Origin of the sequence: Bacillus sp. TE8-1 (assembly GCF_008368855.1) — a bacterium.
GTDB classification, from domain to species: domain Bacteria; phylum Bacillota; class Bacilli; order Bacillales; family Bacillaceae_G; genus Bacillus_A; species Bacillus_A cereus.
In genome coordinates, this window is sequence record NZ_QPET01000014.1 from 309,819 (window position 1) to 334,314 (window position 24,496).

Sequence of the window (24,496 nt, forward strand, 5' to 3'; positions counted from 1 at the left end):
AATGGAGAAAATTGAAAGATTACGAAGTGCATTTGATGAGGCTGGCATTGACGGTATTTTGTTAACAAATGAACATAGTCGTAGATATATGGCTAACTTCACAGGAACAGCAGGCGTTGTTCTTATTTCAAAAGATCGTGCTCAATTTATTACAGATTTCCGTTACGTCGAGCAGGCAAGTAAACAAGCGGTTGGATATGAGGTTGTACAGCACGCAGGATTGATCATTGATGAAGTGGCAAAGCAAGTGAAAGAGCTTGGAATTCAAAAACTTGGTTTTGAGCAAGATACTCTTACATATAGTTCTTATTCAGTGCATAAGGAAGCGATTGATGCTGAATTTATCCCGACTTCTGGACTTGTAGAAAAGTTACGCTTGATAAAGACTGATTCAGAGATTAAGATATTAAAGGAAGCTGCACAGATTGCAGATGCTGCCTTTGAGCATATTCTATCATTCATTCGCCCGGGAGTATCTGAAATTGAAGTGTCAAATGAACTTGAATTTTTCATGAGAAAACAAGGAGCAACATCTTCTTCGTTTGATATTATCGTTGCTTCAGGTCTTCGTTCGGCATTACCGCACGGCGTGGCATCTGAAAAAGTGATAGAAACAGGAGATTTCGTTACATTAGACTTCGGCGCTTATTACAAAGGATATTGTTCTGATATTACTCGTACGATTGCAGTCGGTGAACCATCTGATAAATTAAAAGAAATTTATAATATCGTTTTAGAAGCACAATTACGTGGTGTGAACGGTATTAAAGCTGGTTTAACAGGTCGCGAGGCTGATGCGCTAACGCGTGACTACATAACGGAAAAAGGATATGGTGAATACTTTGGACACTCTACTGGTCATGGAATAGGTCTTGAAATCCATGAAGCACCAGGTTTAGCGTTCCGTTCTGATATAGTACTTGAACCAGGTATGGCTGTAACAGTAGAGCCAGGTATTTATATTCCAGGTATTGGCGGCGTACGTATTGAAGATGATATCATTGTGACAAGTGAAGGTAATGAAGTAATTACGAAATCACCAAAAGAACTTATTATTTTGTAATACACAGGAGGATTTTTTTACATGATTTCAGTAAACGATTTTCGTACAGGTTTAACAATTTCAGTGGACAATGCCCTTTGGCAAGTACTTGATTTCCAACACGTAAAGCCAGGTAAAGGTGCTGCATTCGTTCGTTCTAAACTACGTAATCTTCGCACAGGTTCTGTTCAAGAGAAAACATTCCGTGCAGGTGAGAAAGTAGAAAAAGCACACATCGAAAACCGTCGTATGCAATACTTATACGCAAGCGGTGAGGCTCATGTATTTATGGATAACGGAACTTATGAGCAAATCGAACTTGGTGAAAAACAAATCGAGCGCGAGCTTAAATTCCTAAAAGAAAACATGGAAGTAGCAATTATGACTTACCAAGGCGAAGTACTTGGTGTTGAACTTCCAAACACAGTTGAATTACAAGTTACAGAAACAGAGCCTGGTATTAAAGGTGATACTGCTTCTAACGTAACAAAACCAGCTACATTAGAAACTGGTCTTGTTGTACAAGTACCAATCTTCATTAACGAAGGCGAAATGCTTATCATCAACACTGGTGAAGGTAAATACGTTTCTCGTGCATAGTAAAAAAGCACTCGTGATAATTCACGAGTGCTTTTTTTATAGGAAATAGGGTAGATAGTAAATAGCTGTTATTATAAAACTGACTAAAACAAGTGAAAGAGTACCCATAATAGATGGAGTCAAAACAATTTGAAATGGTTTTATTTCGCCAGTCTCAACGCCAGTTAATGTTTTACTTATTGCGTGATCTGTAATGTTATTTCTATGGTTACTCATAATAATTAACCACATAATTGCAAATATTGCTAAACTACCAAGGAAAAAGGTCTCTATAAATGACCAACCGACTAATAATGAAAAAAGATAAATAAGAGCTAATTCTACTACAACGGTTAAACTAATTTTCAATGCCTTCATATTTTTCCTCCTCATTTTGTAATTTCAACCAGTTTAAAAAATTTTTACGTGACACGACATGCAGAGAGCAAGGTGACTTTACTTCTTTCTCTAGTGCAGCGTGTTCGTCTGGAAACTTGTTTTCCACATGCAATGAAATATAAGGTAGTTTTTCTTGTGCTTTTAGTGAGCGGATATTATTCGTTTTAGCACCAGCAAATACGTAGGAAAGTTGTAAGTCTAAAAAGGCGATTTTAAAGATTTCTTTTTTAGCAGCCTCGTTATAGCCTTTTCCCCAGTACGGATAGCCGAGCCAACTACCAATGTGAGATTGCTTTTTTTCATTATTAATATGTTTAAGTGTGGTGAGGCCAATTATTTCATTTTCTTCATTCACAATCATTCTCGATAAGGATTTCTTTTGACGCTCTTCTTCTATTGCGAAAAGAAGAAATGTTTTCGTGTCTTCGATGTTTTCTACCGTTATTCCCAATGCATTTTTTATATGTGGATCACTTGATAGCTCGAAAATCACATTTGTATGGCATAAATCTAGTGGTAATAAAGTGACGTGTTGCATGGTTTAAACCTCTTTTAAACTAAATATACCATAATATACCATGAAATAATATGAATATTCAGATTGTAATTCGGAATTTAGAGAAAAATTATGTTTTTACTTCTGAAATAGACAACCTCTGCATATGGTTGTACAAATATATTCTTTTTTAGAATACGAAGTTAGTAACTGTTACGGGAGAAGGTGGAAGAATGAAACAGTGGCTAGCGGCAATGGAAACATCCGTGCTTGTTATGGGGGCACTTCGATTATTTTCAGGTAGTGCGGAGATATTTGCTGCTTTGCTTATGCTTTATGTGAATGATGCGAAGAAAGCGTTGTTTATAAATGGTATGTTGGCGTTTGTTGGACCTACCGTATTAATTTTAACAATGACAATTGGGATAGCGAGTGTAGCAAGTGAAATTTCTTTCTTGAAGCTCTTTTTTCTAGCGCTTGGAATTTGCTGTATTTTTATCGCATTACTGAAATAGTAAGTCGAGTATAGTGGGGAGAAGCCGATGAAAGAGGTATTAGAAGTTTTACCAAAAACGATGAAGTACTTAATTGAAGAATGTAAGCAATACGATGCTTTAGAGGAAATTCGTGTTCGAATTGGAAGGCCGCTAGAGTGTATTGCACACGGAAAGGTGTTTTTTTATGACTATATCACTACTGCAGAGGATGCTATTTACTTATTGAATAAGTTAAGTCAATTCTCAATTTATACGATGGAAGAGGAATTAAAACGTGGGTATGTGACGCTTCGCGGAGGGCATAGAATCGGGTTAGCAGGAAAAGTCATTACAGAAAAAAGCGCAGTGAAAATGATTCGTGATGTCTCTTCCTTTAATATTCGTATTGCTCGTCAAAAAATAGGGATTGCTGAACCGCTTTTGCCATATTTGTATGAAAAAAGGTGGTTAAACACGATGGTAATTGGCCCTCCCCAAACGGGAAAAACGACACTCTTAAGAGATGTAGCACGTTGCATGAGTCAAGGGGTAAGTGCTTCGGAAATTCCTTCCTGTAAAGTGGGGATCGTTGATGAACGGTCAGAAATTGCTGGTTGTGTGAAAGGGATCCCGCAATATGATTTTGGTACCCGAGTCGATGTGTTAGACGCATGTCCAAAGGCAGAAGGAATGATGATGATGATTCGTTCTATGAGTCCTGATATTTTGATCGTAGATGAAATTGGCCGTAAAGAAGATAGTGAAGCAATTATGGAGGCAGTGCATGCAGGTGTCCAGCTTTTTATAAGCGCACACGGATTTTCCTATGAGGATGTTGTGAGACGTCCATCGCTCAAGGCAGTGCTAGAGCTTGGTATATTTGATAGGTTTGTGGAGTTGTCAAAAGCGAGGGGTCCAGGAACGGTTATGCAGGTGAAAGATAAATATGGAAAACCAGTGTTATCAAATAGAAAGGCTGAGGGCGTATGGTGAAAATATTTGGTGCAGTGTTAATCGTTGCGGTCAGCACCTTTTTCGGGTTTTCGTACGCTAAAAGATACAGTGAGAGACCGAGGCAACTTAGGTTATTAAAATCAGCACTTCAATCATTAGAGGCAGAAATTATGTATGGACACACACCTTTATCTGAGGCTGCCGAGCGATTAGTTAAACAAATGCCAAAGCCATTAAATTGGATATTTCAAAGTTTCGCTAAAAAACTAGAAAGTGGAGAACAAACAGTAAGGGAAGCTTGGATAGATAGTTTGAAAGAGAATTGGAAGTTGACGGCTTTTCAACAAACCGAGTATGAAATACTGCAGCAATTTGGTGAAACGCTAGGGCAACATGATCGTGAATCACAACAAAAACATATTCGCTTATGTATTACACATTTGGAGAGAGAAGAAGAGGAAGCGAAAGCTTTACAACTGCAATACGAAAAAATGATTAAGAGCTTAGGGGTACTAGCAGGGCTACTTATTGTAATTTTACTGCTATAGGGGGGAGAAAGGCGATGTCCATTGATGTTGGATTAATATTTCAAATCGCCGGAATCGGCATTGTTTTAGCTTTCATTCATACTGTACTAAAAGAATTGAAGCGTGAGGATATTGCAAATTGGGTTATCCTTGTCGGTTTTGTCGTCATTTTATTTCATGTTGCATTTTTAATTAATACGCTATTCGACAAGATTAAAAGTGTCTTTCTCTTCCAGTAAAGGAGGCGGTTCGAATCGAAATTATACAAATTGTCGGATTAGGCCTCGTTGCTACGTTTTTAGCTGCTGTTTTGAACCAGCATAAATCTAGTATTACATCTTTATTTATTGTGTTCGTAGGTAGCGTGATGTTTCTTATTTTAATCGATCAAATTCATTCTATTTTACAAATGATTGAGAGAGTTGCGAGTGAAGCGAAAGTTAGTAACGTCTACGTGGAAACGTTACTAAAGATTATTGGAATTGCTTATATTGCCGAGTTTGGAGCTCAAATTACAAAAGATGCTGGTCAAGGTGCCATCGCTTCGAAAATTGAACTTGCTGGGAAAATCTTAATTCTCGTTATGGCAATTCCTATTTTGACGGTTGTAATTGAAACTATTCTCGGATTTTTACCGACGGGATAAGGGGGAGTGAATGTTGAGGAGGTTTGGAGCTAAGCTGCTATTTGCTTGCTTCCTTTTCTTTTCTTTACCAGTTGTTGTACAAGCTTCTCCTGTAGAAACAAACGTCGTTGATCAACAATTGGATAAGCTCGGAATTGAAGATGTGAAGCAATTTTGGGACGGGCTTGTTACAAAATATGGAGGCTATTTGCCAGAGAGTCAAAAAGGGAGTTTTATGGAGTTTGTAAAGGGAGAAAAAGAATTCTCTCTAAAAGAGTGGATGATAGGGTTATTAAAATATTTATTTCATGAGCTTGCAGCTAATGGAAAACTGCTTGGCACACTCATTATGCTCACAATCTTTAGTGCATTGTTGCAATCACTGCAATCCGCTTTTTCAAAAAGTAGTGTAAGTAAAATTGCTGATGCTGTTGTATATATGGTACTTATTATTTTTGCTTTAAATAGTTTTTATGTCGTTATGACATATGCAAGAGAAACGATACAAACAATGGTAGATTTCATATTAGCGCTATTGCCAATTTTATTGGCGCTTATAGCGACTGGTGGCGGGGTTGTATCTGTATCTTTCTTTCATCCGATTATCATTTTCTTAATGAATACAAGCGGGCTTCTTATGAATTATATCGTTCTACCGCTTTTATTACTGGCAACGATATTAAGTATTGTAAGTACAATGAGTGATCAATATAAAGTGACGAAATTGTCCAAGCTTCTGCAAAACGTTAGCGTTGGGATTATCGGTATCTTTTTAACGATTTTTTTAGGGGTATTATCTGTACAAGGAACAGCAACAGCTGTTGCTGATGGAATAGCTGTGAAAACTGCTAAATTTGTAACAGGGAACTTCATTCCAGTAGTCGGAAGGATGTTTACAGAAGCGGCAGATACTGTTATTAGCGCATCAGGATTATTGAAAAACACAGTCGGAATTATTGGGCTCGTCATTTTATGTTTAATTGTTGCTTTTCCAGCGATTCAAATTTTCTGTATCGCATTTATTTATAAATTCGCAGCAGCAGTATTGCAACCGGTTGGCGGCGGAGCAATTATTCAATGCTTAGACATTATTGGACGAAGCATCATTTACGTATTTGCTTGCTTAGCTATCGTATCATTTATGTTCTTTTTAAGTATTACAATTATTATTGCTGCGGGGAATATTACACTTATGATGCGGTAGGAGGTGAAGAGTATGCAATTTGTTACAGAGTGGATCAGAAATATTATCGTTTTTTTGCTCTTAGCGACAATGCTTCATCTTATTCTTCCAAATTCGAATTTGCAAAAATACGTTAAATTCGTTGTAAGTCTTTTGTTAGTCGTATTAATTTTAACACCTCTTTTTAAACTATTGCAGACAGATGTAAATGAAGTAATTGCAAATTTTAATGAAGAAAAGTACGTAGCAGAAGGATCTGTAAAAAATTCAATAGATTCGAAGAAAAAAGAAATACAAGCTCTAACACGTGCATATAGTTTAGAAGAGATGGCTACCAAAATGAAAAAAGAAGTAGGAAAAGAGTTTGAGAAACAGTATGGTATGTCAGTCTCTGAAATACAAATAGTCGCAGCGGAAAGCACAGCGGAAGTAAAGTCAGCGAAAGATATTCAATCTGTTGTTGTGACGTTAAAAGAAAAAGAACGTAGTAAAAATGATGCAATCGAAACAGTAAAACCAGTTGAAATTAACACGAAAGAACCACCGAAAAAAGTAGAGGAAACGAATGTAGAAATGAAAGACTTCTTTTCAAGCAGGTGGCAACTAGAGAATAAACAAATCCAAGTTCAAATGGAAGGGAGGACAGGTAGAGTAAATGGACAATAAAGATAAAAATTCGAAGTTCTCATTTTTTCGAAACTTATTGAATGGAGATGAAAAAGAAAGTAATGAGAAGGGAAGAAAGGTAACACCTAAGTTCTTACTTGTCCTACTCATACTTGGAATGTTGCTTATGTTTTCTAGTAGTTTTTTTTCAAGTAAAAAAGAAGAAGTACCTGTATTTAAAGAACAAAAAACTCAAAACCAGAAAAAAGATGTACCAACTTTTGGACAAAAAAATAATGATAATATGTCAAATGTAGAAAAATATGAAAAAGCGTATGAACAAGAATTAAAAACTGCTTTAGAAGAAATAGCAGGAGTAAAAGACGTAACGATTAAAGTGAATTTGGATTCATCTGAAGAAAAAATTTTAGAAAAAAATACAGTGAAACGCTCACAAACAACAGGTGAAACAGATAAAACAGGCGGTAAGAGAGAAGTAGAGGACGAGTCTCTTGATGAAAAGACTGTCATTATACGTGAAGGGGATAAAGAAACTCCTGTTGTTTTACGAACAGAGAAGCCGAAAGTACGTGGTGTTCTTGTCGTAGCAAAGGGAGTGGATAATATACAAGTTAAAGCAATGGTAAAAGAAGCTGTGATAAGGCTGCTAGATGTACCGGCCCATCGCGTTTCAGTTTCACCGAAAAATTGATAGGGAGGAAATAAAGTGTTAAAAAAACAAACAGTTTGGCTATTAACGATGTTAAGTTTAGTTGTTGTACTATCTGTGTATTACGTGACAACTCCTGACAAAATGAATACAGCATCGCCAGCAACAGGTGAAAAGATTGGACAAGAAAAACAAGGTACTGATAAAGCAGTAACAAACGAAGCGCCTAAAGAAACTCCGAAAAAAGAAAATACAAGCAAAGAAACAACAAATAAAGAAACAGACAAAAAAGAAAATGCAAAAAAAGAAACAAGTAAAAAAGAGGGCAATGTATCAGTTCAATCAAGTGATGAGAATTTCACAGCTTTACGTATGCAAATGGAAGATCAGCGTAGTGAAGAGAAAGCAAAATTACAAGAAGTGATGAATTCTTCGAAATCTTCAGCGACAGAAAAGAGTAAAGCGAAAGATAACTTTGATGCAATCACTACAATGGAAACGAAGCAAGAATTACTTGAGACAGTAATTAAATCTCAAGGAGGATATCCAGATGCTCTTGTAAGAGCTGATGGTACTGATATTAGAGTAACGGTTAAAGCGGCAAAACATTCACAGAAAGAAGCAAATAAAATTATTCAACTTGTAAGAAGTGAAGGCGGATCAAAAGATGTAGGTGTGAAATTTGATCCACCAGCGAAATAAGTGAAACTTTAATCCGTAGGGATTTCCCTGCGGATTATTATCTTTTACTAAGCAAAGGGTATGCAAATAGTAAAAAGAGTATGTAAGTACGTGTGAATAGAAAAAAGCTATCATTTTCGATAGCTTTTTTCTATTTCGTCTTTGTAATTATTTTTACTATGTTCAACTCGGAACGGAGAAATACGTTGTGAGTAAAAGATTAGTGGTTCATGGTACTGATGATTACTTTTTCCGGATTTGACGTGGATGAAAAGAACGCATGCCCAAACGATTACAGCAGGTAAAAAGAGAATGAGCCATATCATATTTCCACACCTCGACACAATATATTTTCTACACTTTGAACATACTATTCTTATATGAAGGAATGATGAACGGCGTGTAAACAAAAAAAAAATATTTGGTAAAAATATGTTATTGACTATAGGTGTGGTGAAGAGTGGAGAGGGAATGGCATGTTTGCTGTGTAACGTTTTGAAAAAGTAGTGAATGTTTTTTTAGAAGTGGTCTTGCCAATTTCATGTGAAACTTGGTATTATTACTAGGTATTAAATTTTTTATTGGAATAATATTTTTACAGGAATTTCGATTTATTATAAAGAAATATAAATTGGAATGTTTAAAAAATTTATCGTAAGATGGAAATAGTAAATATTTCTATTAGTTAATGAAATATATTTTCTAATAGAGTACATCGTATTTTTACAGTCAATCTAGTTTTCGTGACGAGAATCTGTAAAAACGGGACAAACAAGAGTATGGGAGTGGATTTTACATGTTTAAAATTCAAGAAGTTCGCGAATTAATTAAATTAATTGATAGCTCTAATATTGATGAATTTGAATACAAAAAAGACGGTACAACAATCAAAATGAAAAAGCGTGGTAATGAAGTTGTTGCTGTGCAAGCACCTGCAGCAAAACAAGCTATGCAACCAGTAGCGCCTGTTGAAGTTGAAACGAAAGTAGCAGCAGCACAAGCAGAAGCACCAAAACAAGAAGAGAAGAAGGCTGTTCAAAATGAAAACCTACATAAAATCACATCACCGATGGTAGGTACATTCTATTCTTCTTCTTCGCCTGATACCCCTCCATATGTAAGTGTTGGGGATAGAGTATCGAAAGATTCTATCGTATGTATTGTCGAGGCTATGAAGTTATTTAACGAAATTGATGCTGATGTAGAGGGCGAAATTGTTGAAATTCTTGTTAATAACGGACAACTTGTTGAGTATGGACAACCGCTATTTCTTGTAAAAGCGTAATAAGGGAGTCTTTGTGATGATAAAAAAAGTATTAATAGCCAATCGTGGGGAAATTGCTGTACGAATTATTCGTGCTTGTAAAGAAATGGATATTGAAACAGTTGCAATTTATTCAGAAGCAGATAAAGAGTCACTTCACGTACAGATTGCAGACGAGGCGTATTGTGTAGGACCAACGATTTCGAAAGAAAGCTATTTAAATTTGACAAACATTATTAGCGTTGCGAAGTTAACAGGCTGCGATGCTATTCATCCGGGATACGGATTTTTAGCAGAGAATGCAGATTTCGCAGAGTTATGCCGTGAATGTAACTTGATTTTTATCGGTCCAAGTCCAGAAGCTATTTCAAAGATGGGCACAAAAGACGTTGCTCGTGATACAATGAAAGAAGCAGGGGTTCCGATTGTACCAGGTTCACAAGGGATTATTAAAAATACCGAAGAAGCGATCGAGCTTGCTAATCAAATTGGATATCCAGTTATTATTAAAGCGACTGCAGGTGGCGGCGGAAAAGGTATTCGTGTTGCACGCCATGAAGAAGAGCTTATAAAAGGAATTCAAATTACACAGCAAGAAGCTAGTACCGCTTTTGGGAACCCTGGTGTATACTTAGAAAAGTACGTTGAAGATTTCCGCCATGTTGAGATTCAAATAATGGCAGATACACACGGAAATGCCATTCATTTAGGAGAGCGTGATTGTACAATTCAGCGCCGTTTGCAAAAACTATTAGAAGAAAGTCCATCACCTGCACTTGATGAAGATATTCGCAAGCAGATGGGTGAAGCGGCAGTTAAAGCGGCGGTAGCGGTTGATTATACAGGTGCTGGTACGGTTGAGTTTATTTATGAATATAAAACGAAAACCTTTTATTTCATGGAGATGAATACGAGAATTCAGGTTGAGCATCCGGTTACTGAAATGGTAACGGGAATGGACTTAATTAAAGAGCAAATTCTTGTTGCTTCAGGAGAAAAGTTATCGTTACAGCAAGAAGAAGTACAATTTAATGGTTGGGCAATTGAATGTCGAATTAATGCGGAAAACCCTGCCAAAAAATTTATGCCATCTCCAGGTAAAGTAGAAATGTATTTACCACCAGGAGGATTTGGTATTCGCGTCGATTCAGCTGTATATCCGGGATATTCAATCCCACCTTTCTATGATTCGATGGTTGCTAAATTAATTGTTCACGGAAAAACACGTGAAGAGGCAATTGCAAAAATGAAGCGCGCACTTAGTGAATTTGTCATTGAAGGCGTACATACAACAATCCCGTTCCATTTGCAATTGCTAGATCATCCTGATTTTGTAAAAGGTGAGTTTAATACGAAATTTTTGGAAGAGCATGAACTTGTGACGCAGTGATACATTAAAGGAGGTTTTTTTCATGGCTGAACATATGTTAGATATGGGTCAAGATACAACTCTTGGTAAAGTAGAAATTGCACCAGAAGTAATTGAAGTAATTGCAGGTATTGCAGCTGCAGAAGTAGAAGGTGTAGCGGCAATGCGCGGTAATTTTGCTACAGATGTTGTTGAGAAGTTAGGTAAGAAAAATCATGGTAAAGGTGTAAAGGTTGAATTAGCAAACGAAGATATTATCGTTGACCTTTATGTTGTAATGTATTTTGGTGTAGCAATTCCAGTTGTTGCACAAAAGATTCAAGACAATATTCGCCAAGCACTCTTTACAATGACAGGACTTGAGCCAAAAGAAGTGAATGTTCACATCGTTGGCGTAACATTCGAAACACAAAAAACAGAAATCGAACCAGTGTAAGAATGAAAAGGTGCCTAGTAACATAGGCATCTTTTTTATCGTTTCATTTCTTCACAAATTACAACCCTCTAATTATTATACTATTTCAAAAAATAAGAAATAAACAAGAAAATGTTTCGTTTTTCCAAAAAACGTACATTGTGATAAGATATGGAACTTGAAGTTAATCTTTTTATTATTTTTCAGCCTTGTAACCCGTGTGTGAAACGATAAATTGTGTTATTATCATTGTATTATAAGGTTGGAAAATCAATGAAAACTGTAAGAGTAAGTGAATTGACGGCTTATAAATTATAATAATATAACAAAGTATAAGGAAAGACTTGAAGCATAAAGGAGAGTTACAATGAAACGTAGGACGGCTAGAGAAAGAGCAATGCAAGCATTATACCAAATGGATATTACAGGTGAATTAGAACCGAAAGTAGCAGTGGAAAACACGCTAGATGAAGGCGAAGAAACAAATGAGTTTCTAGAGTCACTTGTAGTAGGTTTTGTAGAAAATAAAGAAGCAATCGATGAAGCGATTCGTCAAAATTTAAAAAAGTGGAAGCTTGAGCGTATTAGTATTGTTGATCGCAGTATTTTACGTGTAGCTGTGTATGAAATGAAATACATGGAAGAAATTCCACACAACGTAACAATTAACGAAGCAATTGAAATTGCTAAAACATTTGGGGATGAGGAATCTCGTCGTTTTATTAACGGCGTTTTATCTAATATAAAAGATACACTGTAAATTCTTTAAGGGGGAATCTTAAAATGGTAGCAGTAATCATCAAAGGAAATGAAGTTGCGGAGAAAAAACGAGCACAATTAACAGAAGAAGTTGTGAAGTTGAAAGAGCAAGGTATTGTACCAGGATTAGCAGTTATTTTAGTTGGAGAAGATCCAGCATCTCGTTCTTATGTGAAAGGAAAAGAAAAAGGCTGTGAACAAGTAGGGATTTACTCAGAGCTAATTGAACTTCCTGAAACAATTACTGAGGAACGTTTGCTTGCTGAAATCGATCGCTTAAATGGCGATGACCGTATTAATGGCATATTAGTGCAATTACCTTTACCAAAACATATTGAAGAAAAAGCTATCATTGAAAGAATTTCACCAGAAAAGGATGTAGACGGATTTCACCCAATCAGCGTGGGACGTATGATGACGGGACAAGATACATTCCTTCCATGTACACCGCATGGTATTGTAGAATTAGTAAAAGAAACAAATCTTGATATTTCTGGAAAACATGTAGTAGTAATTGGAAGAAGTAATATTGTCGGTAAACCAGTGGGGCAATTGTTTTTAAATGAAAATGCCACTGTCACATATTGTCATTCTAAGACGCAAAATATGAAAGAGTTATCGAAGTTAGCTGATATTTTAATCGTAGCTGTTGGACGACCTAAAATGATAACAGCGGATTATATTAAAGAAGGGGCGGTTGTAATTGACGTTGGTGTTAACCGTTTAGAAACAGGAAAACTTTGTGGTGATGTTGACTTTGACAACGTGTTAGATGTTGCGGGTTACATTACACCTGTGCCAAAGGGTGTTGGTCCAATGACAATCACAATGCTTCTTCATAATACTGTTGAATCTGCCAAACGTGCAGGTGTCGTTTGTAAATAATTTGAGTCGGCTATGAGGAGAGAGAAATGGAGAAGCAATATTTAACCGTTACAGCGTTAACACGCTATATAAAAACAAAAATAGAATATGATCCGCATTTGCAGTCTGTTTGGTTAAAAGGTGAAATTTCCAACTTTAAAAATCATAGCCGTGGCCACATGTATTTTACATTGAAAGATGAAAATGCAAGAATCGCAGCGGTTATGTTTGCGGGCCATAATCGTAATATTAAATTCAAACCGGAAAATGGGATGAAGGTACTCGTGAAAGGGAAAATCTCTGTTTACGAGGCGAGTGGTTCTTATCAAATTTATATTCAAGACATGCAGCCTGACGGAGTCGGAAATTTACATTTAGCGTACGAACAGTTAAAAGTTCGTTTAGAAGAAGAAGGACTTTTTTCTCAAGTTTATAAAAAAGCGATTCCTCCTTACGCTAAAACAATAGGTGTGATTACGTCGCCAACAGGAGCAGCGATTCGTGATATTATAACAACGATTAAACGTCGTTATCCAATTGGGAATGTTATTGTATTTCCGGTACTTGTACAAGGGGAGTCAGCGGCTCCCTCGATTGTACAAGCGATTCGTACAGCGAATGAAATGGGAGAGATAGATGTACTAATCGTTGGTCGTGGTGGAGGTTCTATTGAGGAATTATGGGCTTTCAATGAGGAAATGGTTGCAAGAGCAATCTTTAAGAGTGAAATCCCTATTATTTCGGCAGTAGGCCATGAAACGGATTTTACAATCGCAGATTTTGTTGCGGATTTACGCGCGCCAACACCGACCGCAGCAGCTGAGCTGGCAGCACCTAACATTATAGAGTTACAAGAAAAGGTATTACAAAGAACTCTGAGATTGCAAAGAGCAATGAGAGAGTTAGTACATAAAAAAGAAGAAAAACTACAAGTGTTGCAAAAATCGTATGCGTTCCGTTATCCAAGACAAGTATATGAGCAAAAGGAAGAGCAATTAGATAGAGCGCTAGAACAGCTTGTTTTAGCGAAAGAGCGCTATATTGATAAAAAGGTGAATCAGTTAAAGCAACTTTCATTTTATTTAGAGAAGCACCACCCATCTCAAAAAATTATGCAAACGAAGGTAGCTGTGGAAACGTTGCAAAAGCAATTACAACGTGAAATGCAAACGTTACTTCAAACGAAAGAATTTGCCTTTGTAAGAGCTGCTCAAAAACTTGAAGCGTTAAGTCCGCTTAAAGTAATGATGAGAGGGTACGGGCTTGTATATGATGAAGAGAAGCAAGTGTTAAAAAGTGTGAAAGATGTAAGCCTTGGAGATGCTGTTTCAGTTCAATTACAAGATGGAATACTAGATTGTAGCGTATCAGGCATAGAGGAGCGTGAATTGAATAATGGAAAATAAATTAAGCTTTGAAGAGGCAATTTCGCAACTTGAGCATCTTGTTTCTAAGCTAGAACAAGGTGACGTACCTTTAGAAGAAGCGATTTCTTATTTTAAAGAAGGTATGGAATTATCTAAGCTTTGTGATGAGAAGCTGAAGAATGTACAAGAACAAATGGCAGTTATTCTTGGGGAAGATGGAGAGCTTGAACCGTTTACTGCTTTAGGAGATGAAGCATAGTGACGATTGCTTTTGATACTTTTTTGAAAGAAAGTAAAACTTTCGTAGAAGAAAAACTTGTAAGCTATGCAAATGGATTACAATGTCCAAATGTACTTCGTGAAGCGATGGCATATTCTTTGGAAGCGGGTGGAAAACGTCTCCGCCCGTTACTTTTGTTTGCAACATTACAAGCGTTTGGGAAAGAAAGAAATCTTGGAGTAGGTGCAGCTTGTGCTCTTGAAATGATTCATACATATTCGTTAGTTCATGATGATTTACCTTGTATGGATGATGATGATTTAAGAAGAGGAAAGCCCACAAATCACAAGGTATTTGGTGAAGCGATGGCAGTTTTAGCAGGAGATGGCTTATTGACATACGCTTTTCAAGTTATTATGGCATATGAGCAAAAAGAAATTTCTGCTGAAAAAAAAGTAAGACTTGTACTTGAACTCGCAAAAGCAGCAGGACCAGAAGGAATGGTTGGCGGACAAGTGGCAGATATGGAAGCGGAAGGGAAACGCCTTACGATTGATGAATTGGAGTACATCCATAAACATAAGACCGGAAAACTACTTGAATTTGCTGTACTTGCGGGTGCGATACTTTCTGATGCGACAGAAGAGCAAGAAGAAAAGTTGCTTACGTTTGCCAAATATATCGGTCTAGCTTTCCAAATTCGAGATGATATTTTAGATGTCGAAGGAACTGAAGAAGAGATTGGAAAACCGATTGGTAGCGATCTTTCTAATGAAAAGAGCACATATACGACGTTGTTTACTGTAGATAGAGCAAAGGATATTTTAGAAGAAACAATTGCAGAAGCAAAAGGTGCGATTAGCTCCTTGCAATTACAAGATGAATATTTACTATCTATTTGCGATTTGATTGCAAAACGTAATAACTAATATAACAGCGTTTTCATTTGTTGAGTCATTCATCATTTTATGATATAAATGTAGGAAAAGGTTTTTCTTTTCTTGTTATTGGCAAAAATATATGTAGATTACATTGCCGTTATCACTTTGTGTTAGCGGCTATTTTTTTCATCGCCTGAAGAAATATGGTTTATAATAGGATTAAGGCGCAATAGACTGGTTAATAGCGGGACAAGACGAAAAATAGAAAAGAGAATTTCTTGTTTTGTGTAAATGTTTTTTATAATATTTGACATGTTGACAGATTATGAAATGAAAGTGAGTGATCCATGTGGATCTAACGCAAATTCAAAACCCTAGTTTTTTGAAAGATATGTCTATCAGTGAACTAGAGGGATTGAGTGAGGATATTCGTAAGTTTTTAATTGAAGAGCTCTCTCAAACAGGTGGACATATTGCACCTAATTTAGGTGTAGTAGAACTCACAATTGCTCTGCACAAATTATTTGATAGCCCGCAAGATAAATTTTTATGGGATGTAGGACATCAATCCTATGTACATAAAATTTTAACTGGACGCGCGAAAGAGTTTGGTACATTAAGGCAATATCAAGGTCTATGTGGTTTCCCGAAACGTTGTGAGAGTGAGCACGATGTATGGGAAACTGGTCATAGCTCGACTTCGTTATCGGCTGCAATGGGAATGGCTCTGGCACGTGATTTAAAGAAAACGAAAGAATATGTTATACCAATTATTGGAGATGGTGCTTTAACAGGCGGAATGGCTTTAGAAGCATTGAACCATATTGGACATGAAAAAACAGACATGATTGTTATTTTGAATGATAATGAAATGTCAATTGCACCAAACGTTGGTGCGCTTCATAATGTGCTCGGTCGTTTACGTACCGCAGGAAAATATCACTGGGTAAAAGATGAATTAGAGTATATATTAAAGAAAATCCCAGCAGTTGGCGGGAAAGTGGCTGCGACAGCAGAGAAAATAAAAGATAGTCTTAAATATTTACTAGTATCTGGTGTATTTTTCGAAGAGTTAGGCTTTACATATTTAGGTCCAGTCGATGGACATGATTATGAAAAGTTATTCGAAACGTTGCAATATGCAAAGAAAACAAAAGGCCCAGTACTCGTTCACGTTATTACGAAAAAAGGAAAAGGTTATAAACCGGCTGAGAGTGACGTTATTGGAACTTGGCATGGAACAGGACCTTATAAAATTGAATCAGGTGACTTCGTTAAGCCGAAAGAAGTTGCACCAGCATGGAGTGCTGTTGTTAGTGAAACAGTACTTAAGCTAGCGAGAGCAGATGAGCGTATCGTAGCAATTACACCTGCAATGCCTGTTGGATCAAAACTTGAGAAATTCCAAAAAGAATTCCCAGATCGTATGATTGATGTAGGTATTGCAGAACAGCATGCTACAACAATGGCAGCAGGTATGGCAACGCAAGGAATGAAGCCATTCTTAGCGATTTATTCAACATTTTTACAAAGAGCATATGACCAAGTTGTTCATGATATATGCCGCCAAAATTTAAATGTTTTCATCGGAATAGATCGTTCGGGATTAGTAGGAGCAGATGGTGAAACGCATCAAGGCGTATTTGATATCTCATTCTTACGTCACTTGCCGAATATGGTGCTTATGATGCCGAAAGATGAAAATGAAGGGCAACATTTAGTTTATACGGCGATGCAATATGAAGATGGACCAATCGCATTGCGTTATGCGCGCGGTAATGGACTTGGCGTTCATATGGATGAAGAATTAAAGGCGATTCCAATCGGTACGTGGGAGACGTTAAAAGAGGGTACACAAGCAGCTATTTTAACGTTTGGTACGACAATACCAATGGCAATGGAAGCAGCTGAGCGTCTTGAAAAAGCTGGGGTTTCAGTGAAAGTAGTGAATGCTCGCTTTATTAAACCAATGGATGAAGCATATTTACATGATCTTCTAGGAAAGAATATACCGATTTTAACGATTGAAGAAGCTTGTTTAATTGGTGGTTTTGGAACAGGAGTAGTTGAATTTGCATCTGAAAATGGTTACCATAGTGCATTAGTTGAACGAATGGGTATTCCAGATCGCTTCATAGAGCACGGAAGTGTAACAAAATTATTAGAAGAAATTGGTTTAACGACAGATGCTGTTGTAGACCGTATTCATACAATGATTCCATCAAAACAAAAAAGGGCGTAACAAATGAGCGTAAAAAAAGAAAGAGTAGATGTACTATTAGTAGAGCGAGGACTTATAGAAACGCGTGAGAAAGCAAAGCGCGCCATTATGGCCGGACTCGTATATGCGAATGAGATGAGACTTGATAAGCCAGGAGAGAAAATCTCGCAAGATACTGAGATTACGGTGAAGGGACAAGTTATGCCGTATGTAAGTCGTGGTGGTTATAAACTTGAAAAGGCATTAGAGACATTTCATCTTGATTTACAAGATAAAGTTATGATAGATATTGGTTCATCAACTGGTGGCTTTACAGATTGCGCGCTTCAAAATGGAGCGAAATTATCTTATGCATTAGATGTAGGATACAATCAACTAGCGTGGAAATTACGTCAAGATGAGCGTGTTGTTGTAATGGAACGAACAAACTTCCGTTACGTGACACCAGCAGACTTAGAACGTGGTTTACCTCAATTTGCAAGTATTGATGTTTCATTTATATCATTAAAGCTTATACTGCCAGTTTTAAAAACAATGCTTATGCCTAACGGAGATGTAGCAGCGTTAATTAAACCGCAGTTTGAAGCTGGAAGAGAGCAAGTTGGGAAAAAAGGTATCGTTCGCGATAGAAAAGTACATGAAGCTGTTGTAGAAATGATTGTCGAGTTTGCTTTAAAAGAAGGCTATGATGTGGAAGGTTTAACATTCTCACCAATTACGGGTGGGGATGGTAATATTGAATTTTTAATTCATCTGAAATGGCATGGTGAACGTGAGAATGGCGAAAATCATTCTCCGATTTCTATAGAGCAAGTTGTTACAGAAGCGCATGAAGTTCTAAAACAAAAAGGGAAAGGGGAATAACATATGTTGTTCCTCTTTTTGCTGTAATTGTATAATGATTGTAAAAACAATTGTGTACAAGAAACGAATTATAAGTTAACATAAATAAGTGAAGTATACCAATGTTTAAACTATGGTAAGAGATAGTGTGAGGTGCAAATGTATGAATAAAGGTCAGCGCCATATTAAAATCAGGGAAATTATTGCAAACAAAGAAATTGAAACACAAGATGAATTAGTTGATATTTTACGTAATGAGGGATTTAATGTAACGCAAGCAACAGTATCGCGCGATATTAAAGAACTGCACTTAGTGAAGGTGCCATTACATGATGGGCGCTATAAATATAGCTTGCCAGCAGATCAACGATTTAACCCGTTACAAAAATTAAAACGAAATCTAGTGGATTCATTTGTAAAATTAGACACGGCAGGACATATGCTTGTGCTAAAAACATTGCCTGGTAACGCTCATTCACTTGGAGCACTTATTGATCATTTAGAGTGGGATGAGATCATCGGAACCATCTGTGGTGATGATACTTGCTTAATTATTTGCCGTACACCTGACGATACAGGTGTTGTCTCTGATCGTTTCTTAAATATGTTGTAACAAAAAATCTTGTTTGCTTTCCATCGTAAAGTGGAAAGTGAACAAGATATTTTTATTGGTTAAAAATATGAATTTTCAATTGTAATATAATATTTTGTTTGCATAAAGTTAGAAAATAGATGGATTGACCCGTAAAACAAATGTTTGGTACAATGAAGCGGGTTAGAAGAGTATATACATACAAATATATAGCATGATTATTTGAATGAAGAACTGAGAAAATCCTTTAGTAAGGGATTATTTTATAACGAGGTGAATGGGGCATTGTTATCGGAATTATCGATTAGAAACTTTGCTATTATTGAAGCATTAAATATTTCTTTTCAAAAAGGTTTAACGGTTTTAAGCGGTGAAACAGGGGCCGGAAAATCGATTATTATTGATGCAATTAGTTTACTTGTAGGTGGCCGTGGGTCAGCAGAATTTGTTCGATATGGAACAGAAAAGGCTGAGATTGAAGGGCTATTTTATGTTGAAGATGAGAAGCATCCATGTATTGAAAAGGCAGAAGAGTTAGATATAGAAATAGAAGATGGCATGATTATTTTAAAGCGTGATATTGCTGCGAACGGGAAGAGTGTATGTCGTGTAAATGGGAAGCTTGTTACACTTAGCATATTAAAAGAAATTGGGAAAACACTTGTTGATATTCATGGACAGCACGAAACGCAAGATTTAATGAATGAAGAACGACATCTGTTTATGCTTGATCACTTTGATGGGGATCGAATCGTTAAACAATTAGACATATATCAAAACGTATACGCTGACTATGAAAAATTAAAAAAACAATTGAAATCGTTAAGTGAAAATGAGCAACAAATGGCACATCGCTTAGATTTAATTCAATTTCAGCATGAAGAAATTCGCAAGGCGGATTTAAAGATGGATGAAGAAAATGAATTAACTGAGGAACGATTGCAAATTTCTAATTTTGAAAAGATTTATAAAGCGTTAGGTGATGCATATCGTTCGTTAAGTGCCGACGGACAAGGGTTAGATAATGTAAGAAGTGCAATGGGGCAAATGGAAAGTATTACACATTTAGATGAAGTGTATCAGGAAAATCATGATTCAATTGCAAATAGCTATTACTTATTAGAAGAGGTTGCCTATCAACTGAGAGAAAAACTCGATATGATGGAATATGATCCAAATCGTTTAGATGAAATCGAAACACGTTTGAATGAAATTCGTATGCTAAAGAGAAAATATGGAAATACTGTAGAAGAGATTTTAGCGTATGCTGATAAAATTGAACAGGAAATTTTTACGATTGAAAATAAAGACGTTCATATTGAAACGACGAAGAAACAGTTGAAGGAATTAGAAAGTGTTATTCTGAAAGAAGCAACGTTGTTAAGTAATATGCGTCATGAACTTGCAGAACACCTTACAAATGCAATTCATCAGGAATTAAAAGAATTATATATGGAAAAAACGAAATTTGAAGTGAGAATTATGAAGAGAGAAGGAAATGCAGAAGAGCCCCTTGTGGAAGGTGCGCCGGTAAGACTTACGGCGGATGGTTACGATCATGTGGAATTTTATATTTCAACGAACCCAGGAGAGCCGCTAAAACCACTTTCAAAGGTTGCTTCTGGCGGAGAGTTATCTCGTATCATTTTAGCTTTAAAAAGCATTTTTTCTAAGCATCAAGGAGTTGCATCTGTTATTTTTGATGAAGTGGATACGGGTGTAAGTGGCCGGGTCGCGCAGGCTATTGCGGAAAAAATTTATCGAGTATCAGTAAACTCGCAAGTACTTTGTATTACGCACTTGCCTCAAGTAGCTTCAATGGCAGATTCACATTTATTTATTCGAAAACAAGTAGCGAATGATCGGACAATTACATCAGTTACTGTTTTAACTATGGAGGATAAAGTAACAGAAATAGCTCGAATGATTTCTGGTGTGGAAATCACAGATTTAACGACGGAGCATGCGAAAGAATTACTTACGCAAGCACATCATTTTAAACAGACAGCAGAGGCTATCCAGTAATGGATAGCTTTTTTTCTCAAATGACGATTTCTTAATTCTTCCGGTTATAAATAAAGCACTGCAAGGAGAGATTAAAAAGTGAAGCCAAGAGGCTGAATGTGGGGTAGGAGCGAGGAGAGTGAACAAGTTGAAATTAGAAAAATTTCGAAAAATAATAGGTCTTTGTCTCCTTGTTTCTTTAGTTTTTATTGGATGTTTTAAACCGCTTCGAACGTTTATTTCATCACCGAAACAACTTGTTGTTTTTGAAGGACAACAATCAGAAATATCATCATTACCAGTTTTCAAAGCTTCATCCACAAATCGTCATGTATTTACAGTGAGTTCGAATGAACAAAAACAAGGACTTATGGTAAATTCTCATCAAAATGGTGAAGCTGATATGGTATTTCAGCTTGCTGGTTTTCCAGTGAAAAAAGTAAATGTGAAAGTGTTAAAAGATTTTAAAGTGATTCCAGGTGGACAATCAATTGGTGTGAAATTAAATACAAAAGGTGTACTTGTTGTAGGCCATCATTTAATTCAAACTGAAAAAGGTAAAATATCTCCTGGTGAAATAGCAGGTGTACAAATTGGAGATATGATTACTGAAATTAATGGTAAAACAATTGAAAGAATGAGTGATGTAGCACCGTTTATTCATAATAGTGGAGAAACAGGTGAACCGCTTAATCTTGTATTGTTAAGAGATGGAAAATATATTCGTACGAAGCTAACTCCACAAAAAGACAACGGTGAATCGTCTTATCGAATTGGCTTGTATATCCGTGATTCGGCAGCTGGAATTGGAACGATGACATTTGTTCATCCAGATTCTATGAAATATGGGGCACTTGGTCATGTTATTTCTGATAATGATACGAAAAAGCCGATTCAAGTCGAAGATGGACAAATTATGCGCTCGACAGTTACATCAATTGAAAGAGGTAGTCATGGGAATCCAGGGGAGAAATTAGCAAGATTCTCACCAGACCGTGAAGTGATTGGCAATATTACAATTAATAGTCCATATGGTATTTTTGGAAAATTAAATACGAATATGAAAAACGGTATAATGGATAAAGCGATGCCTATCGCATTATCTCATCAAGTAAAAGAAGGACCGGCAAAAATATTAACAGTTATTGATCAAGATAAAGTAGAAGCGTTTGATATTGAAGTTGTTAGTACAGTGCAACAAAAATTCCCAGCCACAAAGGGTATGGTAATAAAAGTAACAGATAAACGTCTATTAGCGAAAACGGGCGGTATCGTACAGGGAATGAGTGGAAGTCCAATTGTACAAAATGGAAAAGTAATTGGTGCTGTTACACACGTATTTGTAAATGATCCAACATCAGGATATGGTGTTCATATTGAATGGATGTTACATCAAGCTGGAATTAATATTTATGATCAAGAGAAAAAAGCGAGCTAATATATATTATTAGCTCGCTTTTTCTGTTGAAAAATTCGTTGAAATTTTGTAAAAGCTCCGCAAGAGGTGTTTTTTGTTGTAAAATAAAAGGAAAGGGTTGAACGTTTCGTTGTATTTCTATGATGGAATGTGTTGCGAAAGGGAATAAATGAACGATAAACATATTTTTTTGTGATTTTATCGGAAAGTAAGAAACTTTAAAAGGGAATTTTCACACAATTGTCGAACAATTCATGTAGCCTAGAAGGATACACATGTCGGAGAATCGATTCGGTAAGGGAGGAAAAGCTGTGGAGAAAATTAAAGTATGTCTTGTGGATGATAATAAAGAATTAGTATCAATGTTAGAGAGCTATGTAGCCGCTCAAGATGATATGGAAGTAATCGGTACTGCTTATAATGGTCAAGAGTGTTTAAACTTATTAACAGATAAGCAACCTGATGTACTCGTTTTAGACATTATTATGCCACACTTAGATGGTTTAGCTGTATTGGAAAAAATGCGACATATTGAAAGGTTAAAACAGCCTAGCGTAATTATGTTGACAGCATTCGGGCAAGAAGATGTGACGAAAAAAGCAGTTGACTTAGGTGCCTCATATTTCATATTAAAACCATTTGATATGGAGAATTTAACGAGTCATATTCGTCAAGTGAGTGGTAAAGCAAACGCTATGATTAAGCGTCCACTACCATCATTCCGATCAGCAACAACAGTAGATGGAAAACCGAAAAACTTAGATGCGAGTATTACGAGTATCATTCATGAAATTGGTGTACCCGCTCATATTAAAGGATATATGTATTTACGAGAAGCAATCTCCATGGTATACAATGATATCGAATTATTAGGATCGATTACGAAAGTATTGTATCCAGATATCGCAAAGAAATATAATACCACAGCAAGCCGTGTGGAGCGCGCAATTCGTCACGCAATTGAAGTAGCTTGGAGCCGTGGGAATATTGATTCTATTTCGTCCTTATTCGGTTATACAGTATCCATGTCAAAAGCAAAACCTACGAACTCTGAGTTTATCGCAATGGTTGCGGATAAGCTGAGACTTGAACATAAAGCTAGTTGAGAGTAAAAGTAGTAGGGGATTTAAGCTTTAGTAAAGCTTAATAATTCTTGAAATTGATACTCGATATCAAATTTAAAGCCAATAAACTTTTTAATGAAAGACCAATGAATGTTATAATTCGTTGGTCTTTTTATTTTGTTGAGAAAAAGAGATTATTTGATAGTGTGGAAAATAAAACCTATTTTCAGTAATATTACATGTAAGTGAGTTTTTTATAAGGCAATAAAATAGATATAGATAGGGAGAAGGGGAATGGAAAATAAAATTTCAACTTGGCTAGGAATAGTAGCAGCTATGGGAGTTCTTGCTATTGCAGTTACATTTGGAATGTTAGAACTTGCAGATAATCCAGTAGATAAAGAAGTGAGCGCTCAAATAGATAAAAAAGAAGACCAAACAATAGTAGGTAGAGAGGTGGATGGGGTCTTTGTTGATGTGTATGTTACTGAAAATTCTACTGAAAGCGAAGTCATTACAGCGATGCATCGCATGACTCATCAAAAAGTGGTGGCAGAACGAAAATCGGGCTCTATCCCAATGATTCAAAGTAATGCTAAAAAATTAAAAGAAATTATAAATAAGAGTAGCTTTACGAAGAAAAATGAACTTTTAGCAATTGCTGATAGATGGGCGAAAAAAGATTTTAGTAAAATTGTAGAAGATCACAATTATTTCTCGGATGCTCAAGAAGATAGCGTTTGTAAAGTAACTAGAGCAATGGATGCGTTAGAAGAGCAACATTATATTTTAACTACATTCGGGGAGGGAAAAGCGAAAGAACTATACGAATCAGGGGATGCTCCGCACGTTCAATAAAAAATAATATAAAGGGCTTCTAGTTTTTTTATGATCGTGTTTTTAGAACGCAATGGGGACTTATAAATAAATAGTCTGCTTTCTTTATGACGTGTAACAAAAAAAGAAAAGATGTGATTC

The 24,496-nt window shown here is 36.3% G+C and carries 29 protein-coding genes; 26 read left to right on the plus strand and 3 right to left on the minus strand.

What is annotated here, in order from left to right; translation table 11 throughout:
- The first annotated feature begins 1 nt into the window (after position 1).
- Both pepQ and efp read left to right on the plus strand, forming a co-directional pair.
- Positions 2-1,063, plus strand: a complete 1,062-nt coding sequence (pepQ, locus tag DN404_RS13425; RefSeq protein WP_000411039.1) for a Xaa-Pro dipeptidase — start codon at positions 2-4, stop codon at positions 1,061-1,063.
- A gap of 21 nt (positions 1,064-1,084) precedes the next feature.
- Positions 1,085-1,642, plus strand: a complete 558-nt coding sequence (efp, locus tag DN404_RS13430) for an elongation factor P (RefSeq protein WP_000626516.1) — start codon at positions 1,085-1,087, stop codon at positions 1,640-1,642.
- A gap of 36 nt (positions 1,643-1,678) precedes the next feature.
- Here efp and DN404_RS13435 read toward each other — a convergent pair whose 3' ends face one another.
- Entirely contained in the window at positions 1,679-1,999 is a 321-nt protein-coding gene (locus DN404_RS13435) for a hypothetical protein (protein ID WP_000645571.1), read from the minus strand.
- Positions 1,980-2,558 carry a GNAT family N-acetyltransferase gene (locus tag DN404_RS13440; protein ID WP_001164981.1) on the minus strand — a complete coding sequence of 193 codons (579 nt, stop codon included), beginning with the start codon at positions 2,556-2,558 and terminating at the stop codon, positions 1,980-1,982. The genes DN404_RS13435 and DN404_RS13440 overlap by 20 nt, the downstream gene beginning before the upstream one ends.
- A 191-nt stretch (positions 2,559-2,749) precedes the next feature.
- Between DN404_RS13440 and DN404_RS13445 the strand changes: the two genes are divergently transcribed.
- Genes DN404_RS13445 through DN404_RS13485 form a run of 9 tightly spaced genes read left to right on the plus strand, consistent with a single transcriptional unit; the run spans position 2,750 to position 8,259 of the window.
- On the plus strand, positions 2,750-3,031 hold the full coding sequence (locus tag DN404_RS13445) for a YqhV family protein (protein ID WP_000816050.1): 282 nt from the start codon (positions 2,750-2,752) through the stop codon (positions 3,029-3,031).
- Positions 3,032-3,058: 27 nt separating this feature from the next.
- Entirely contained in the window at positions 3,059-3,985 is a 927-nt protein-coding gene (spoIIIAA, locus tag DN404_RS13450) for a stage III sporulation protein AA (protein WP_000665905.1), read from the plus strand.
- The gene (gene spoIIIAB, locus DN404_RS13455; protein WP_000238702.1) at positions 3,979-4,494 is read left to right on the plus strand and encodes a stage III sporulation protein SpoIIIAB; all 516 of its coding nucleotides are present in this window, start codon (positions 3,979-3,981) and stop codon (positions 4,492-4,494) included. The genes spoIIIAA and spoIIIAB overlap by 7 nt, the downstream gene beginning before the upstream one ends.
- Before the next feature lie 14 nt (positions 4,495-4,508).
- Entirely contained in the window at positions 4,509-4,712 is a 204-nt protein-coding gene (gene spoIIIAC, locus DN404_RS13460) for a stage III sporulation protein AC (protein ID WP_000020914.1), read from the plus strand.
- Between the two features lie 23 nt (positions 4,713-4,735).
- Positions 4,736-5,119: a stage III sporulation protein AD gene (gene spoIIIAD, locus DN404_RS13465; RefSeq protein WP_077393170.1), complete on the plus strand. Its 384-nt coding sequence runs from the start codon at positions 4,736-4,738 to the stop codon at positions 5,117-5,119.
- 10 nt (positions 5,120-5,129) lie between these two features.
- The gene (gene spoIIIAE / locus DN404_RS13470; protein ID WP_000946110.1) at positions 5,130-6,302 is read left to right on the plus strand and encodes a stage III sporulation protein AE; all 1,173 of its coding nucleotides are present in this window, start codon (positions 5,130-5,132) and stop codon (positions 6,300-6,302) included.
- A gap of 12 nt (positions 6,303-6,314) precedes the next feature.
- On the plus strand, positions 6,315-6,947 hold the full coding sequence (gene spoIIIAF, locus DN404_RS13475; protein ID WP_001161052.1) for a stage III sporulation protein AF: 633 nt from the start codon (positions 6,315-6,317) through the stop codon (positions 6,945-6,947).
- Complete coding sequence (gene spoIIIAG / locus DN404_RS13480) at positions 6,937-7,599, plus strand: stage III sporulation protein AG (RefSeq protein WP_149215129.1); 663 nt, start codon at positions 6,937-6,939, stop codon at positions 7,597-7,599. The genes spoIIIAF and spoIIIAG overlap by 11 nt, the downstream gene beginning before the upstream one ends.
- 15 nt (positions 7,600-7,614) lie before the next feature.
- Complete coding sequence (locus DN404_RS13485; protein ID WP_000914709.1) at positions 7,615-8,259, plus strand: SpoIIIAH-like family protein; 645 nt, start codon at positions 7,615-7,617, stop codon at positions 8,257-8,259.
- Between the two features lie 110 nt (positions 8,260-8,369).
- Here the strand turns inward: DN404_RS13485 and DN404_RS13490 are convergent, their stop codons facing one another.
- A complete protein-coding gene (locus DN404_RS13490) occupies positions 8,370-8,564 on the minus strand; it encodes a hypothetical protein (RefSeq protein ID WP_000638000.1) in 195 nt (64 codons plus the stop codon).
- A gap of 470 nt (positions 8,565-9,034) precedes the next feature.
- Between DN404_RS13490 and accB the strand changes: the two genes are divergently transcribed.
- The 15 genes from accB (at position 9,035) to DN404_RS13570 (ending at position 24,376) form a co-directional block, all read left to right on the plus strand.
- Positions 9,035-9,523 carry an acetyl-CoA carboxylase biotin carboxyl carrier protein gene (gene accB, locus DN404_RS13495; protein ID WP_000472859.1) on the plus strand — a complete coding sequence of 163 codons (489 nt, stop codon included), beginning with the start codon at positions 9,035-9,037 and terminating at the stop codon, positions 9,521-9,523.
- A gap of 16 nt (positions 9,524-9,539) precedes the next feature.
- Positions 9,540-10,892 carry an acetyl-CoA carboxylase biotin carboxylase subunit gene (accC, locus tag DN404_RS13500; RefSeq protein ID WP_000592870.1) on the plus strand — a complete coding sequence of 451 codons (1,353 nt, stop codon included), beginning with the start codon at positions 9,540-9,542 and terminating at the stop codon, positions 10,890-10,892.
- A 22-nt stretch (positions 10,893-10,914) separates the two neighbouring features.
- Entirely contained in the window at positions 10,915-11,307 is a 393-nt protein-coding gene (locus DN404_RS13505; protein WP_000807630.1) for an Asp23/Gls24 family envelope stress response protein, read from the plus strand.
- A 346-nt stretch (positions 11,308-11,653) separates the two neighbouring features.
- Positions 11,654-12,046 carry a N utilization substance protein NusB gene (nusB, locus tag DN404_RS13510; protein WP_000830247.1) on the plus strand — a complete coding sequence of 131 codons (393 nt, stop codon included), beginning with the start codon at positions 11,654-11,656 and terminating at the stop codon, positions 12,044-12,046.
- A gap of 23 nt (positions 12,047-12,069) precedes the next feature.
- Positions 12,070-12,930 carry a bifunctional methylenetetrahydrofolate dehydrogenase/methenyltetrahydrofolate cyclohydrolase FolD gene (gene folD / locus DN404_RS13515; protein ID WP_000226732.1) on the plus strand — a complete coding sequence of 287 codons (861 nt, stop codon included), beginning with the start codon at positions 12,070-12,072 and terminating at the stop codon, positions 12,928-12,930.
- A 26-nt stretch (positions 12,931-12,956) separates the two neighbouring features.
- Positions 12,957-14,315: an exodeoxyribonuclease VII large subunit gene (xseA, locus tag DN404_RS13520; RefSeq protein ID WP_000415249.1), complete on the plus strand. Its 1,359-nt coding sequence runs from the start codon at positions 12,957-12,959 to the stop codon at positions 14,313-14,315.
- A complete protein-coding gene (xseB, locus tag DN404_RS13525) occupies positions 14,305-14,535 on the plus strand; it encodes an exodeoxyribonuclease VII small subunit (protein ID WP_000428423.1) in 231 nt (76 codons plus the stop codon). Before xseA ends, xseB begins: the two co-directional genes overlap by 11 nt.
- Positions 14,535-15,425, plus strand: coding sequence for a (2E,6E)-farnesyl diphosphate synthase (ispA, locus tag DN404_RS13530; protein ID WP_000150380.1), 891 nt, complete (start codon positions 14,535-14,537; stop codon positions 15,423-15,425). The genes xseB and ispA overlap by 1 nt, the downstream gene beginning before the upstream one ends.
- Positions 15,426-15,726: 301 nt before the next feature.
- On the plus strand, positions 15,727-17,619 hold the full coding sequence (dxs, locus tag DN404_RS13535; RefSeq protein WP_000366452.1) for a 1-deoxy-D-xylulose-5-phosphate synthase: 1,893 nt from the start codon (positions 15,727-15,729) through the stop codon (positions 17,617-17,619).
- A 3-nt stretch (positions 17,620-17,622) separates the two neighbouring features.
- Complete coding sequence (locus DN404_RS13540) at positions 17,623-18,462, plus strand: TlyA family rRNA (cytidine-2'-O)-methyltransferase (protein ID WP_000111875.1); 840 nt, start codon at positions 17,623-17,625, stop codon at positions 18,460-18,462.
- A gap of 142 nt (positions 18,463-18,604) precedes the next feature.
- A complete protein-coding gene (gene argR, locus DN404_RS13545; RefSeq protein ID WP_001032580.1) occupies positions 18,605-19,054 on the plus strand; it encodes an arginine repressor ArgR in 450 nt (149 codons plus the stop codon).
- 264 nt (positions 19,055-19,318) lie between these two features.
- Positions 19,319-21,058 carry a DNA repair protein RecN gene (recN, locus tag DN404_RS13550; RefSeq protein WP_000947767.1) on the plus strand — a complete coding sequence of 580 codons (1,740 nt, stop codon included), beginning with the start codon at positions 19,319-19,321 and terminating at the stop codon, positions 21,056-21,058.
- 118 nt (positions 21,059-21,176) lie between these two features.
- Positions 21,177-22,475, plus strand: coding sequence for a SpoIVB peptidase (gene spoIVB, locus DN404_RS13555; protein WP_002024767.1), 1,299 nt, complete (start codon positions 21,177-21,179; stop codon positions 22,473-22,475).
- Between the two features lie 290 nt (positions 22,476-22,765).
- The gene (spo0A, locus tag DN404_RS13565) at positions 22,766-23,560 is read left to right on the plus strand and encodes a sporulation transcription factor Spo0A (protein WP_011110369.1); all 795 of its coding nucleotides are present in this window, start codon (positions 22,766-22,768) and stop codon (positions 23,558-23,560) included.
- A gap of 252 nt (positions 23,561-23,812) precedes the next feature.
- The gene (locus DN404_RS13570; RefSeq protein ID WP_000428230.1) at positions 23,813-24,376 is read left to right on the plus strand and encodes a PRK06770 family protein; all 564 of its coding nucleotides are present in this window, start codon (positions 23,813-23,815) and stop codon (positions 24,374-24,376) included.
- The last annotated feature ends 120 nt before the right edge of the window (positions 24,377-24,496 follow it).